The sequence below is a fragment of the Clavibacter sp. GW821-FHT01D01 genome, from assembly GCF_059422605.1.
This window is the reverse complement of record NZ_JBWKXC010000001.1, coordinates 285,691-299,439: the sequence shown is the minus strand read 5'-3', so window position 1 is coordinate 299,439 and position 13,749 is coordinate 285,691. Positions and strand designations below refer to the sequence as shown.

Here is a 13,749-nt window from a genome sequence, read left to right as displayed (position 1 = left end):
CGCGCACGCGGGAGGGCTGCCGGCGCGCGGCCGACAGCCCGGTGCGTCGCGCGTCAGGGACGGGGGCGGGAGCTGGACACGAGCGAGCGCTCGTCGGAGCCGGGGGCCGGGCTCGGTGCCGAGCCGGTCGTGCCGCCGTCTCCGCCTCCCGTGCCGCCTCCGGTCCCGCCTCCCGTGCCGCCGGATCCGCCGGGGGCGTCCTCGACCGTGACGGTGACCGTGCTGCTGTACGGCGACTCGTTCGTGCCGCAGATGGCGAGGTACTTGACGGTGAAGGTGCCCGGGGTCGAGCCCGCCGTGATCTCGCCCGAGGTGGTCTGGGCGTTGGTCGGGTTGGTGCTGCCGCCCCACGTGCCCGTGGCACCGTTCGAGACGGAGTCGGTCTGCACCTGGTAGCCGTTGAGGGTCTGGCCCGCGGGGCACGAGTAGGCGGGCCAGGAGACGTCGACCGCCTGGCCGGCCCGGACCGTCGTGGGCTCCACGGTGGGGGTCCCGGGCGCGGCCGTGGGCAGGGTCGGCGCGCCGTATGCCGTGATCTGGATGGTGGCGCCCTTCGCGACGCTGCCGGTGGGGGTGATCGCGGTGACGCGGCCCTCCTCCTCGCCGGACGGCGCGGCGCCGCCGGTGACGACCGTCACCTTGAGGCCGAGGTCGGTGAGGTCGGCGGAGACCTCCGCCTGGTCGCGTCCGAGGTAGTCGTCGCGGTTGACCTGGACGGTGCTCGCGGTGGGCGACGGGGTGGGCGTCGGCGTCTCGGACGGGGTGGGACTCGGGCTCGCGCTGGTCTCGGCGGGTGCGGGAGCCGCGTCGTCGCGGTCCTGGCTCGCGACGTAGGCCGCGACGCCGGCGGCGATGGCGCCGAGGACGAGGAGGGCGACGACGACGAAGATCCAGATGGCGCGCTTCCGGGCCCGAGGCTGCTCGGGCTCCTCGTCGTCCTCGTCGTCGAAGACGAGGGGGGACGCGGCGCCGGCCGGCGCGGAGGACAGGATGGTGGTCGCGCCCGTGTCCGCCGCGCGGCGGCCCGACGGCATGAGCTGGGTGGCCTGCGTGGGCGTGCCCGGGTCGGCCAGCGCGGCGGCGCCGGCGACGGCCGCGACCGCGATGGTGGCGGTGGCCACGTCGCCGCGGCGGAGCGCCTGCGCGGCGCGCGCGAGGTGCGCGGCGCTCTGCGGACGGTCGGCCGGCTTCTTCGCGATGCAGGACATGACGAGGTTGCGGACGGGCTCGGCCACGGTGACCGGGAGCTCGGGCGGCTGCTCGTTGATCTGCGCCATCGCGATGGCGACCTGCGACTCGCCCGTGAAGGGACGGCGCCCGGCCAGGCACTCGTACGTGACGATGCCCATCGAGTAGACGTCCGTCGACGGCGAGGCGGGGTGCCCGCTCGCCTGCTCGGGGGACAGGTACTGCACGGTGCCCATGACCTGGCCCGTGGCGGTGAGCGGCACCTGGTCGGCGATGCGCGCGATGCCGAAGTCGGTGATCTTCACCCGGCCGTCGGGCGTGATGAGCAGGTTCCCCGGCTTGATGTCGCGGTGCACGAGACCGGCCTGATGGGCCGCGTGGAGCGCCAGCGCGGTCTGGGCGATGATGTCGAGGACCTTGTCGGTCGAGAGCACGCGCTCCCGCTCGAGGATGGTCGAGAGGGCCTCCCCGGGGACCAGCTCCATCACGAGGAACGCGCTGCCGTCCTCCTCGCCGTAGTCGAAGACGTTCGCGATGCCCTCGTGGTTCACGAGCGCGGCGTGCCGGGCCTCGGCGCGGAAGCGCTCGAGGAAGCCGGGGTCGCCGAGGTACTCGTCCTTGAGGATCTTGATGGCGACCTTGCGCCCGATGACGAGGTCGGTGGCCTCCCACACCTCGCCCATGCCGCCGATGGCGATGCGATCGCCCAGCTGGTAACGCCCTCCGAAGGTCAGTCCGCTCGTGGGTCTCATCTGTCCAGCACCGCCTCAATCACTCTCTTCGCCACCGGCGCGGCGAGGGTGTTCCCCGAGCCCGATCGTCCTCGTCCGCCGCCGTCCTCCACCAGGACCGCGACCGCCACCTGCGGCGACTCCGCCGGCGCGAAGCCGGTGAACCACAGCGTGTAGGGGTCGTCCGCGCCGTTCTGGGCGGTGCCCGTCTTGCCGGCCACGTCGACGCCCCCGATTCTCGCATTCGTGGCGACGCCGCTCTCGACGTTGTCGATCATCATCCGGGTCATCGTGTCGGCGGTCTCCTTCGAGATCGGATCGGCGAAGCGGCGGGGGGTGAAGCCGGAGAGCTCGCTGAGGTCGGGGTTGAGGACGCTGTCGACGACGCTCGGCTGCATGACGTCGCCGCCGTTCGCGATGCCCGCGGTGACCATGGCGGTCTGGAGCGGCGTGGCGCGGACGTCGAGCTGGCCGAAGGCCGACTGCGCGGTCTGCGCGTCGTCGAGGTCGGGGGAGAAGACGCTCTTCGCGCTGGCCATGGGGACCTCGATCGACCGCCCGTAGCCGAACGCGTCGGCCATGTCGGCGATCCGCTCCGATCCGAGCGCGATGCCGAGCTGCGCAAACGGGATGTTGCAGCTGAGGCGCAGCGCGGTCGCGAGGCTCACCTCCGGCTCGCTGCCGCAGGCGCCCTCGCCCGCGTTGGTGATGACCGTGCCGGTGCCCGGCAGCGTGAACGTGGCCGGGTTGGGGAGCAGGGAGTCGGGCGTGTAATCGCCGGACTCGATCGCGGCCGCGGTCACGACCAGCTTGAACGTCGACCCGGGCGGGTTGAGGCTGTCGACCGCCCGGTCGATGAGGGGATCCGCGGGGTCGGCCAGCAGCGACGCGTAGCTCTGCTTCACGGCGTCCCGGTCGTGCGACGCGAGCGCGTTCGGGTCGTACCCGGGGGTGGAGACCATCGCGAGGATGCGGCCGGTGGAGGGCTCGATGGCGACGACGGATCCCTGCAACCCGCCGAGCGCGTCGTAGGCCGCCTGCTGCACCACCGGGTCGAGGGTGAGCTCGACCGACGCGCCCTTCGGGGACTGGCCCGTGAACGTGCGGGTGAGGCTGTCGAAGAACTGCGTGCCGCTCGTGCCGCTCAGGACGTCGTTCATCGAGGCCTCGATGCCCGTGGAGCCCTGGCCGAGCGTGTAGTACCCGGTGACCGCGCTGTAGAGGTCGGGCTGCGCGTACGTGCGGAGGAACTCGTACTGGTCGTCCACCGGGACCGAGGAGGCGATGGGGGTGCCGTCGACGAGGATGGCGCCGCGCTCCGCGGAGTAGCTGGCGAGGATGGTGCGGGAGTTCCGGGGATCCGCCTGCAGGGCGGGCGCCGAGACCACCTGGATGATCGACGCCGCGACGAAGAGGGCCACGAACATGGCCAGGACGAACACGGAGACGCGCTTCAGCTCGCGGTTCACGACTCGACCACCAATCGGGGCTGGTTGCGGACGGTGTCGGACAGGCGCAGCAGCAGCGCCGCGATGATCCAGTTGGCGAGCAGCGACGACCCGCCCGCCGCCATGAACGGCGTGGTGAGGCCCGTGAGCGGGATGACCCGCGTGACGCCGCCGATGACGATGAAGACCTGCAGCGCGATGACGAACGACAGGCCGATGCCGAGCAGCTTGCCGAAGTCGTCCTGGCCGGCGAACCCGATGCGGAAGCCGCGCGAGACGAGCAGGAGGTAGAGGGCGAGGATCGCGAAGACGCCCGTGAGGCCCAGCTCCTCGCCGAGGCTCGCGAGGATGAAGTCGCTGTTGGCGAGCGGCGTGAGCTGGGGGCTGCCGCTGCCGAGCCCCTGCCCGAACAGCCCGCCGTCGGCCATGCCGAACAGGCCCGTGACCAGCTGGTAGCTGCCGCCCTGCGCGTCGTAGACGGCCGGGTCGAACGGGTTCAGCCACGCGTCGACGCGGCCCCCGACGTAGCCGAGCGTGCTCGCGCCGTACGCGCCGCCGAGGAAGAGCACGGCGCCGAGCACGACCCAGCCGATGCGTCCGGTGCTGACGTACGTCATGACGATGAAGAGGCCGAAGTAGAGCAGCGACGTGCCGAGGTCGCGCTGGAAGACGAGGACGCTCATCGAGACCGCCCACACCAGGAGGATCGGACCGAGGTCGCGGATGCGCGGGAACCGCATCCCGAGCACCTTGACGCCCACCATCGAGAGGCTGTCGCGCGCGGTGACGAGGTAGCCGGCGAAGAAGACGGCGAGGCAGATCTTCGCGATCTCTCCGGGCTGGAACGAGAACCCGCCGATGTGGATCCACACGCGGGCGCCGTTGATGTTCTGGCCGATGACCGGGAGCATCGGCAGGAGCAGCAGCACGAGGCCCGTGAACATGGCGATGTAGCGGTAGCGCTGCAGGACGCGGTGGTTCTTCAGCAGCACGATGACCGCGAGCGCGCACACGATCGCGAGGCCGGACCAGACGATCTGGCGCACGGCCACGCTGTCCCAGCCGGAGTAGCCGCCCGCGAGGTCGAGGCGGTAGATGGCCGCGAGGCCGAGGCCGTTGAGCACCGTCGCGATGGGCAGGATGAAGGGATCCGCGTCCGGCGCGAGCCAGCGCAGGGCCATGTGCATGCCGAGGACGAGCACCGCGAGGCCCGTGGCGGGCAGGAAGAAGCTCTGGTCGAAGGCGCCGAGCGCGCCGAGCTGCACGAGGTAGAGGGCGCCGCCGTTGATGACGGACGCCAGCACGACCAGCGCGAGCTCGAGGTTGCGGAGGCGGCGCGGCACCCGGATGCGCGGGACCTTGGCGGCGCGCTCGCGGCCGCGTGCGGGCGCGTCCGCCACGCCGGCCCTAGCCACCCGCGGCCTCCTGCAGCCGGTTGACGATCTCCTGCGCGCCCGCGAGCGAGTCGGCGTTGATGGTCTGCTCGACCTGCTGGCGGTAGAACGGCTGGAGGTCGTCGACCCGCACCTCGGTGCGGGCGTAGACGTGGGAGAGCTCGATCGGGCCGATGGTCTGCTGCACGCCGTTGTAGACCGCGACCGTGCCGTCGGCCTCGCCCACGTAGTAGCGCGACTGGGTCCAGCGGTAGCCGAGGACGCAGGCCAGCACGAGGCCCGCGAGGATCAGCGCGACGCCGACGAGCCACGTGACCCGGCGCCGGAGCGCCCGGCGCCGGTCCTCGGCGATGAGGGCCTCGAGGTACTGGTCCGACTCGGGCTCGAACTGCGCGTCGCGAGCGGCCGTGGTGGCGCGCAGCGGGTGCAGGAGGAGCGAGGGGATGCGCACGGCGCGCTTCGACGGCTCGTCGCCGAACGCGATGGGCTGCGACGCGGATCCGACGAGCACGGGCACGGGATCGGGGCGGGACGCGGCGGCGGCGTCGTCCTCGTCGAGGACGTCGACCACCACGACGGTGACGTTGTCGGGGGCGCCGTGGTCGAGCGACTCCTTCACCAGAGCGTCGGCGACGGTCTCGGGCGTGCCCGCGGCCGCGAGGATCTCGGTGATCCGCTCCTCGGTGACGTAGCTGCTGAGGCCGTCGGAGCAGAGGAGCCACCGGTCGCCCGTGTGCGTGTCGAGGACCTGGGTGTCGACCTCCGGAGCCGCGTCGACGTCGCCGAGCACGCGCATGAGGACCGAGCGGCGCGGGTGGACCAGCGCCTCCTCGGGGGTGATGCGCCCGCTGTCGACGAGGCGCTGCACGAAGGTGTGGTCGGCGGACACCTGGCTGAGCTCGCCGCGGCGGAAGAGGTAGATGCGCGAGTCGCCGATGTGGGCGATCGCGACATGGCGGTCGACGCGCGCGAGCGCGCTGACGGTGGTGCCCATGCCCGTGAGCTCGGAGTGCTCGAACACGGTCTCGGCGAGGAGCTGGTTGGCCGCGACGAGGCCCGCCTGGAGGGCGAACTCCGCGTCGTGCGCGGAGGCGTAGGCCTTGTCGGCCTCGACGATGCGGGTGAGGGCCACCGCGGAGGCGACGTCGCCGCCCGCGTGCCCGCCCATCCCGTCGGCGACGACGAAGAGGTTCCGCCCCGCGTAGCCCGAGTCCTGGTTGTTCGACCGGACCTTGCCCACGTGGGAGACGGCAGCGGCCTGCGTCACTGTCGCCACGCCGCTACCGCCTGAGCTCGAAGCTGGTCGCGCCGATGCGGATCGGCGTGTCGAGCGGCACCTGCGTCGGCACGCTCACGCGCTTGCCGTCCAGGAAGGTGCCGTTGGTCGAGTCGAGGTCCTGGATCATCCACTCGTCGTTCCAGAGCAGCAGGCGCGCGTGGTGGGTGGACGTGTAGTCGTCCCGGATCATGAGCCCCGACTCGCTCGAGCGCCCGATGGTGAGCGGCTCCGTGCCGAGGGGGATCTCGGTGCCCGCCTTCGCGCCCGAGGTGATGACCAGGTGCCGCGCGGTGGACGTGGTGGCCTTCGCCCGCGACGGGACGGCACCCGAGTTGGCGCCGGACGGCATGGTCGAGATGGGCGGGGGCTGCTGCGCGGGCTGCGCCGCGCGGGGAGGCGCGGCGGACGCGGACGCCGCGTACGGGGATTGCGGGAACGGGGATCCGCCCGCCGGGCCCGACTCCTCGCGGAGCTTCCGCACGCGTTGGCCGAACAGGTCGGAGCGGAGGGCGTACACGATCCCGAAGACGAAGAGCCACAGCACCGCGAGGAACGCGAGGCGGAGGACGAGGAGGGTCAGCTCGGTCATGACGCTCCCCAGAACCCGTCGTCCCGGCGGGGACGGCCGGCGTCGCGCCCGCGCTCCTCGGCCGCCTGGGGCACGACGCGGAAGGTGATGGCGGTGCGGCCGATGCGGATGACGGACTCCGGCGGGAGGGGCGCCTTCGTGACCGGCGCGCCGTTCAGCTCGGAGCCGTTCGTGGAGCCGAGGTCGCGCACCTGGGCACGGCTCCCGTCCCACGCGATCTCGACGTGGCGGCGCGAGGTGCCCGGGTCGTCGACCGTGATGTCCGCGTCGCTGCCGCGCCCGATGACCGTCCGGCCGACCGCGAGGGGGTGGCGGACGCCGGCGACGTCGACGACGGGCGTCCACGTGACGTTGCCCTCGACGGTGCGGGTGTCGATCTCGAGCACGCCCTCCGAGAGCTGGTCGTCCCGGCGGAAGGCGACCTGCACGACGCCCGCGAACTGGTAGCCCTGGGTGGAGGCGTGGCGCTCGACGGCCTGGCGCAGCTCGTCGGTGAGCGTCGAGCCGATGGACTCCATGCGCTCGTGGTCGGCGCGGGAGACGCGGAGGGTGAACGAGTTCGGGACGAGGATGAGGTCGCGGTCGACGATGGCGGCGTGCGTGTCGAGCTCGCGCCGCAGCTGCGCGACGATCTCCACGGGCTGCAGGCCGGACTTGAAGGTCTTCACGAAGGCGCCGTTGACGGCGCGCTCGAGGCCCTTCTCGAAGTTGTCCAGGATTCCCACGTGTGATCCGTCCTCGCGCGGTCCTTCCGCGGATGAATAGACAGATCGTAGCCAACTCGGGCGACCGGGCCCTGGACACCGGCCCGAGGACGGGTGCGGATCGCCCGCCCCGGACGCGCCCCGGCGGGCACCGCGCCGCCCGTCGCGACCGCGGGGCGTCGCGAGGACGGGCCCCGGTCGTGATAATGTCGTCCGGTTGGCGCGAGTGGCGGAATTGGTAGACGCGCACGGTTCAGGTCCGTGTGTCCGTGAGGACGTGGGGGTTCAAGTCCCCCCTCGCGCACCAGCAGAGCAGAAGGCCCCCGGTTCCCCCGGGGGCCTTCTCGCATGTCCGGGGTCCCCTCGCGGGTCCGGACCGCTCCCGTCAGAGGATCGGCACCCCTCCCGTCACGGGCACGCGTGCTCCGGAGACGTAGCTCGCCTCGTCGCTCGCCAGCATCACGAACACGGGCGCGACCTCGGCCGGCTGACCGGGGCGCCCGATCGGCACCTGCTGGCCGAAGGACGCGACGTCCTCCGCCGGCATGGTGGAGGGGATCAGCGGCGTCCAGATGGGCCCGGGCGCGACGCTGTTCGCGCGGATCCCCTGACCCGCGAGCATCTGCGACAGGGCGCCCACCATGTTCGCGATGCCGGCCTTGGTCGCGCTGTACGCGAGGAGCGACGGCGGCGGGGAGTCGGAGTTCACGGACGTGGTGCCGATGATGGAGGAGCCGGGCCGCATGTGGGGCACGGCGGCCTTCGTCAGGTGGAAGAAGGCGCTGAGGTTCGTCGCGACCGTGCGGTCCCACTCCTCGTCGGGGGTGTCGACGATCGAGTCGCGCGACATCTGGAACGCGGCGTTGCTGACGAGGACGTCCACGCGGCCGAACGCCTCCACCGCCTGCGCGATGACGGCGCGGCAGTGCGCCGGGTCCTGCAGGTCGCCGCGCACGACGACCGCGGTGCGGCCCGCCTCCTCGACCAGGCGCCGGGTGTCGGCCGCGTCCTCGTCCTCCTGTGCGGACAGGTGGTGGATGAGGACGTCGGCGCCCTCGCGGGCGTACGCCAGCGCGACGGCCTTGCCGATGCCGCTGTCGGCCCCGGTGATGACGGCGGCCTTGCCCGCCAGTCGGCCGGAACCGCGGTAGGTCCCCTCGCCGTGGTCGGCCTGCGGGGTGAGGTCGCCCTCGGTGCCGGGGACGTCCTGCTGCTGCTCGGGCTGTGTCATTCCTGCTCCTCTGGTCTCGGTGCCTTCGCGTCCCATCCGACCCGGGGACCGCGGCATCGCCTGGGGGATTGACAGGCGTGCGCGGATCCGCTGCCACGGATCGCGGCCGGAGTGCAAGCCCCGGGACGCGCGGGGAGCCCGCGCGTTGGATGGCGCCATGACGGACAGCCACGAGACCGGGACGACCGCGGACCGCGGGTCGTCGTCGCCCGTGGGCGCGCCGCTCGCGTCGCTCTGGACGCGGGGGAGGCGCCCGCCGCTGCTGCCGCTCGAGGACCAGGTCGTGGTGATCACGGGCGCCTCGAGCGGGATCGGTCTCGTGACCGCGCGCATGGCGGCGGCCCGCGGAGCCGCGGTCGTGCTGGCGGCGCGGGACGGCGCGGCGCTGGACGAGGCGGTGGCGGGCATCGTCGCCGACGGCGGCCGCGCGACCGCGGTCGTGGCCGACGTGGGCGACCCGGCGGACGTCGAGCGCATCGCCGCGACGGCGCTCGCCGAGCACCATCGCTTCGACACGTGGATCAACGACGCGGGCGTCTCCGTGTTCGGGCTCGCCGACCGGGTGCCGCTCGAGGACATGCGCCGGCAGATGGACACCGACTACTGGGGCGTCGTCCACGGCTCGCTGGCGGCCGTCGCGCACCTGCGGTCGCGCAGGGGCTACGGCGGCGCGATCATCACCGTGGGGAGCGTGTTCGGCGACCGGGCCGCACCGCTCCAGTCCACGTACTCCAGCGTCAAGCACGCCGTGCACGGCTGGACCGACGGGCTCCGCATGGACCTGGAGGCGCAGGGCCTGCCCATCTCCGTGACGCTCCTGCACCCAGGCCGCATCGACACGCCCTACGACCTCCACGCGCAGAGCCACGCGGAGCGCCGACCTGCGCACCGCGGCATGATCTACCCGCCCGAGGCCGTCGCGGAGGCCGCCCTGTGGGCAGCGGAGCACCCCACGCGCGACCTGCACATCGGCCTGCAGGCCCGGCTCGGGGCCGTCGCGGGAGGCGTGGCCCCGCGGCTCACGGACCTCGTCATGGAGCGCTGGATGCTGTGGTCGCAGCGGTCCCGACGGCCCGCCCGCCCGCCCGGTGACAGCGGCCTGCACCAGCCGGCACCGCGGCCGGGGGAGCGCGGCCCGCACGAGGGCTGGGTGCGGCGCCGCTCCTACTACCTGCCGGTGCAGGAGCACCGGCGCGGGATCGCCCTGGGCGTCGCCGCCCTCGCGGCCGCGGTCGCCGCATCCCGCACCCTGCCCGCGCGATCCGCGCGGGTCGCCGCCCGCACCACGACCCCGAGGAGATGAGCATGAGGTCCGTCGCCGACCAGACCACCCGCGAGCTGGGGGGCGCTCTCAGCGTCCTCGCCCGCCAGAGGAGCGACCACGTGGAGCTCGACGCGCTGCTCCGGGAGCTGCGCGGCGCGGAGGGCGACCACGAGGCGCTCGTGCTGATGCGCATCCACCGCCTCGTCTTCCCGCACGCCTTCGCCGAGGAGTCCGTCCTGTGGCCGCTCATGCGCCGGGTCCTCGACGACGGGCAGGAGCTGACCCTCGAGGTCGAGCGCGAGCACCAGGAGGTGAACGAGATCGTCACGACGCTGGAGACCCTGCCGTCCGGAGATCCCGGACGCGCACCGCTGCTCGACCGGCTCGTCGAGGTGCTGCAGGAGGACGTGCGCGACGAGGAGGACGAGCTGTTCCCGCGCCTGCAGGAGCGGGTGCGGGTGCGCGACCTCCGCCTGCTCGGCATCGCGTGGGAGGTGGTGCGCCGGACCGCGCCGACGCGCGCGCATCCCGTCGTGTCGCGGCGTCCGCCGGGCAACGCGCTCGCCGCGGTGCCGCTCTCGGTGATCGACCGGACGCGCGACGCCGTCGACCTCCTGCGGCTCCGCGGGCCGGTCGCCTGGCGGCCGGCCCTGGGCACTGCGGGCGACGCTCTCCGACGGGCTGCGCACCGGGTCGAGCACCTGCCGCTGCTCCGCCGAGGGGAGGACGCGTCGACGCGCTTCACGGCCGCAGGCGGCGGCGCCGCCGTGGGCACCTGCGGGGCGGCCGCGGCGACGGCCTGACCGCGCCCCGCGGGGATCCGCGACCGCGGGCGGTCGCCCCGGAGCGCCCGCGGGGACGCGCGGCGGGAGCACGCAGCCGATCGGCGGTCGTGCCCCGCCGATGGGCTGGCGGGTTCGGTCCGGCGGCCGATGACCGGGAGGGCACCCGCTCCGCACACTGGATCGGTGCCGCACCCGACGCTCCCCCCTGCCCTCCGCCCGTCCGCCGTCGACCCCGCGACGCGACCCCCGACTCCTCCCGCTCCGCCGTCGCGGCCGTCCGTCGACCCCGCGGCGGCGGCACCGAGCGCGACGCGCGTCATCCGCCGAGCCCTCGCCCGACACCCGCTGACGGTGCTCGCGGTGCCGGCCGGCAGCCTGTGGATGGGCGTCACGGCCGGCCTCGGCGAGCTGGCGCACCCGGTGGCCACGGCCGTGGCGGTGGCCGTCACGGTGATGGTGCTCGCCTGGTCGGAGAGCCGCATCGGCGTCCTCCGCACCGCGCTCGCGGCGGGCCTCGGATCGCTGGCGCCCGTCGCCGTGGCGTCCCTCCTCCTCGCCGTCGGCGTCGCGCTCGGCGACTGGTACTCCCAGCTGGACGCGGCCGACCGGCTGTGGGCGCCGTCCGTGGTGCTCGTCGCGGTCGTCGCCACCGCCAGCCGCGGGCTCGCGCCCGCCCACCGGGAGGGCCTCCGCGCCGCCGTCCTCGCGGCCGTGCTCGCGGGGCTCCTCGCGGGCGGCCACGGGATCGACCTCACGCGCGGCGTCGCGCTGCTCATCGGCCTCGGGCTCGGGCGGATCCTGGTGCCCCTTTCGGACCGCCCCGCCTGGCACGATCCCGCGGCGTCGAGCGCCCGCGTGGTCGCCGCGACCGTGCTCGGCACGGTCACGCTCAGCTGGTGGATCGCCGCGGTGTCGGGCGACGGGATCGGGGTGCTGTCGTCCATGGGGGCGCTGCTCGACCCCGGCAGCACGGTCGCGGTGCTCTCCGTCCTCATCGTCGCCGTCGCGCTCCTCCTCCGCGGGAGGCGCCTGGGGCTGGTGCTCGGGATCGCGGCGCTGCTCCTCATCACGGGCCTCCTCGCCTGGTACTACACGGTCATCCCGATCGCCGAGGGCTGGTTCGACCTCCCGGCCGCCTCCTGGTCCGACATGGAGATCCCGCTCCTGGTGCTGACCACCTGGCTCGCCCCCGCGGCCGCGCTGGTCGTGCTCGTCGCCCGGCGCCGGTCGTTCCGCGCGCGCGCCGACGTCGCCGACCGGGCCGCCGACCGCGAGCGGGTGCTCGCCCAGCTGGTGGCCTCGGACGCCGGATCCCTCGGCTTCATGGGCACCTGGTCCGGCAGCAGCCACTGGTTCGCGGCGGACGAGCCCGGGTCGGACGCCCGGGGCGCGGTCGCGTACCGCGCCGCGCACGGCGTGGCCATCACGGTGTCGGACCCCCTGGCCACCGCGGCGGACGCGCCCGCCACCATCCGCGCCTTCGCCCGCCACTGCTCCGCGCGCGGGCTCGTCCCGGCCTTCTACAGCATCCACTCGGACCACCTGCCGGTCTTCGCCGAGCTCGGCTGGAGCGTCACGCCGGTCGCCGAGGAGGCCGTCATCGACCTCGCCGGCTTCTCGACCTCCGGCAAGCGGCGGCAGGACCTGCGCACGGCCGTGAACCGGGCCGCGCGGGACGGCGTCGAGGCCGTGTGGGGCAGCTACCGGACGCTCCCCGAGGCCCTCCGCCGCGCGGTCGACGCCCTGAGCGGCCACTGGGCCGACGCGAAGGCGCTGCCGGAGATGGGGTTCACGCTCGGCGGGCTCCGCGAGCTCGACGACCCGGAGGTCCGGGTCCTGCTCGCGGTCGACGCGTCCGGCCGCGTGCACGGCGTCACCAGCTGGCTGCCCGAGCACCGGGACGGGGTCCTCGTCGGCCGCACCCTCGACGTGATGCGCCGCGGCGCCGACCCGATGCCGGGCGTGATGGAGTTCCTCATCACCACCGCCGCGCGCGCCTTCCAGGAGGAGGGGCTCGCGACGCTGAGCCTGTCCGGCACGCCGCTCGCGGGCGTGGGGACGACGTGCGGGCGCGGCCCCGCGGACCGCCTCGTCGCCCGCCTGCTGACGGCGACCGGCCGGGTCCTCGAGCCCTCCTACGGCTTCACCTCGCTGCTCCGCTTCAAGGCCAAGTTCGACCCGCGCTACGAGACGCTCTGGCTCGCCTGCCCCACGGCGGCGGACCTCGCGCCGATCGGGCGCGCGCTCACGGCCGCCTACGTCCCGACCCTCCGGATCCGCCACCTCGCGGGCGCGGTCCGGGCCGCGCTGGCCGAGGGACGCGCCGTCCGCCGGGCGACGCGGTCGGCGGCCCGCGGGGCCCGGCGCGCTAGCCTCGGCCTCGCGGGCGACCGCGGCGTCGCGACCGGCGCCGCTGCCGGATCCGCCGGCGGGAGGCGCGACGCGTGAGCACGGGATCGGGAGCGGGGCTCGACCCCGCCGCCGCGACGGGATCCGTCGTGAGCGTCGTCGTGGTCGACGACGAGTCGCTCGTCCGCTCCGGCATCGCGATGGTCCTGGGAGCGTCCCCCCGCATCGCGGTGCGCGCGGCCGTCTCGAGCGGCACCGCGGTCGCGACCGTGCGGGAGCACGCGCCGGACGTCGTCCTCCTCGACATCCGCATGCCCGCTCCCGACGGCCTCACGATCCTCGCGGAGCTCATGGCCGAGCCCCGCCCGCCCGTCGTGGCCATGCTCACCACGTTCGACACCGACGACCAGGTGCTGGAGGCGCTGCACCGGGGGGCGTCCGGCTTCCTGCTGAAGGACACGGATCCGGAGCAGCTCGCCCGGCACGTGCTCACGCTCGCGGCCGGCGGCATCGTGCTCGCGCCCGGCCTCCGGCCCGGCCGCCTCTTCCGCTCCGTCGAGGACGAGGCCGAGCGGGCGCGCGTCGCCCGGCTCGGCGACCGCGAGGTGACGGTCCTGCGGGCGCTCGCCCGCGGCCTGTCCAACGCCGAGATCGGCGCCGAGTGCGGGCTCACGCTCGGCACGGTGAAGGAGACGGTCAGCTCGATCGTCCAGGCGCTCGGCGTCGGATCGCGCGTCGAGGCGGCCGTGGTCGCCGACCGCGCCGGCCTCGTGCCCCGGCGGTGACC

The 13,749-nt window shown here is 74.2% G+C and carries 11 protein-coding genes and 1 tRNA gene; 5 read left to right on the top strand and 7 right to left on the bottom strand.

The annotated features are described in order from the left end of the window. Positions 1-53: 53 nt before the first annotated feature. The 6 genes from AC07VC_RS01495 to AC07VC_RS01470 are packed head-to-tail and all read right to left on the bottom strand — an operon-like array spanning position 54 to position 7,354. Complete coding sequence (locus AC07VC_RS01495) at positions 54-1,940, bottom strand: protein kinase domain-containing protein (RefSeq protein ID WP_494674673.1); 1,887 nt, start codon at positions 1,938-1,940, stop codon at positions 54-56. Further along, entirely contained in the window at positions 1,937-3,388 is a 1,452-nt protein-coding gene (locus AC07VC_RS01490; protein WP_494674674.1) for a peptidoglycan D,D-transpeptidase FtsI family protein, read from the bottom strand. The genes AC07VC_RS01495 and AC07VC_RS01490 overlap by 4 nt, the downstream gene beginning before the upstream one ends. Then, positions 3,385-4,782, bottom strand: a complete 1,398-nt coding sequence (locus AC07VC_RS01485; RefSeq protein ID WP_494674675.1) for an FtsW/RodA/SpoVE family cell cycle protein — start codon at positions 4,780-4,782, stop codon at positions 3,385-3,387. The genes AC07VC_RS01490 and AC07VC_RS01485 overlap by 4 nt, the downstream gene beginning before the upstream one ends. Next, the gene (locus AC07VC_RS01480; protein WP_494674676.1) at positions 4,775-6,037 is read right to left on the bottom strand and encodes a PP2C family protein-serine/threonine phosphatase; all 1,263 of its coding nucleotides are present in this window, start codon (positions 6,035-6,037) and stop codon (positions 4,775-4,777) included. Before AC07VC_RS01480 ends, AC07VC_RS01485 begins: the two co-directional genes overlap by 8 nt. A gap of 4 nt (positions 6,038-6,041) precedes the next feature. Then, entirely contained in the window at positions 6,042-6,629 is a 588-nt protein-coding gene (locus tag AC07VC_RS01475; protein WP_494674677.1) for an FHA domain-containing protein FhaB/FipA, read from the bottom strand. After that, complete coding sequence (locus tag AC07VC_RS01470) at positions 6,626-7,354, bottom strand: FHA domain-containing protein (RefSeq protein ID WP_494674678.1); 729 nt, start codon at positions 7,352-7,354, stop codon at positions 6,626-6,628. The genes AC07VC_RS01475 and AC07VC_RS01470 overlap by 4 nt, the downstream gene beginning before the upstream one ends. A gap of 199 nt (positions 7,355-7,553) precedes the next feature. Between AC07VC_RS01470 and AC07VC_RS01465 the strand changes: the two genes are divergently transcribed. Further along, positions 7,554-7,640 (top strand) — tRNA-Leu (locus AC07VC_RS01465). A 78-nt stretch (positions 7,641-7,718) separates the two neighbouring features. Here the strand turns inward: AC07VC_RS01465 and AC07VC_RS01460 are convergent. Further along, complete coding sequence (locus AC07VC_RS01460) at positions 7,719-8,564, bottom strand: SDR family oxidoreductase (RefSeq protein WP_317230182.1); 846 nt, start codon at positions 8,562-8,564, stop codon at positions 7,719-7,721. Between the two features lie 157 nt (positions 8,565-8,721). Between AC07VC_RS01460 and AC07VC_RS01455 the strand changes: the two genes are divergently transcribed. The 4 genes from AC07VC_RS01455 (at position 8,722) to AC07VC_RS01440 (ending at position 13,747) form a co-directional block, all read left to right on the top strand. Then, positions 8,722-9,867, top strand: coding sequence for an SDR family oxidoreductase (locus AC07VC_RS01455; protein ID WP_494674679.1), 1,146 nt, complete (start codon positions 8,722-8,724; stop codon positions 9,865-9,867). A gap of 2 nt (positions 9,868-9,869) precedes the next feature. After that, entirely contained in the window at positions 9,870-10,631 is a 762-nt protein-coding gene (locus AC07VC_RS01450) for a hemerythrin domain-containing protein (protein WP_494674680.1), read from the top strand. 342 nt (positions 10,632-10,973) lie between these two features. Further along, positions 10,974-13,061 (top strand): bifunctional lysylphosphatidylglycerol flippase/synthetase MprF, encoded by a 2,088-nt coding sequence (locus AC07VC_RS01445; protein WP_494674681.1) that lies wholly within the window; start codon positions 10,974-10,976, stop codon positions 13,059-13,061. After that, positions 13,058-13,747, top strand: coding sequence for a response regulator (locus AC07VC_RS01440; RefSeq protein ID WP_494674682.1), 690 nt, complete (start codon positions 13,058-13,060; stop codon positions 13,745-13,747). The genes AC07VC_RS01445 and AC07VC_RS01440 overlap by 4 nt, the downstream gene beginning before the upstream one ends. Positions 13,748-13,749 lie beyond the last annotated feature (2 nt).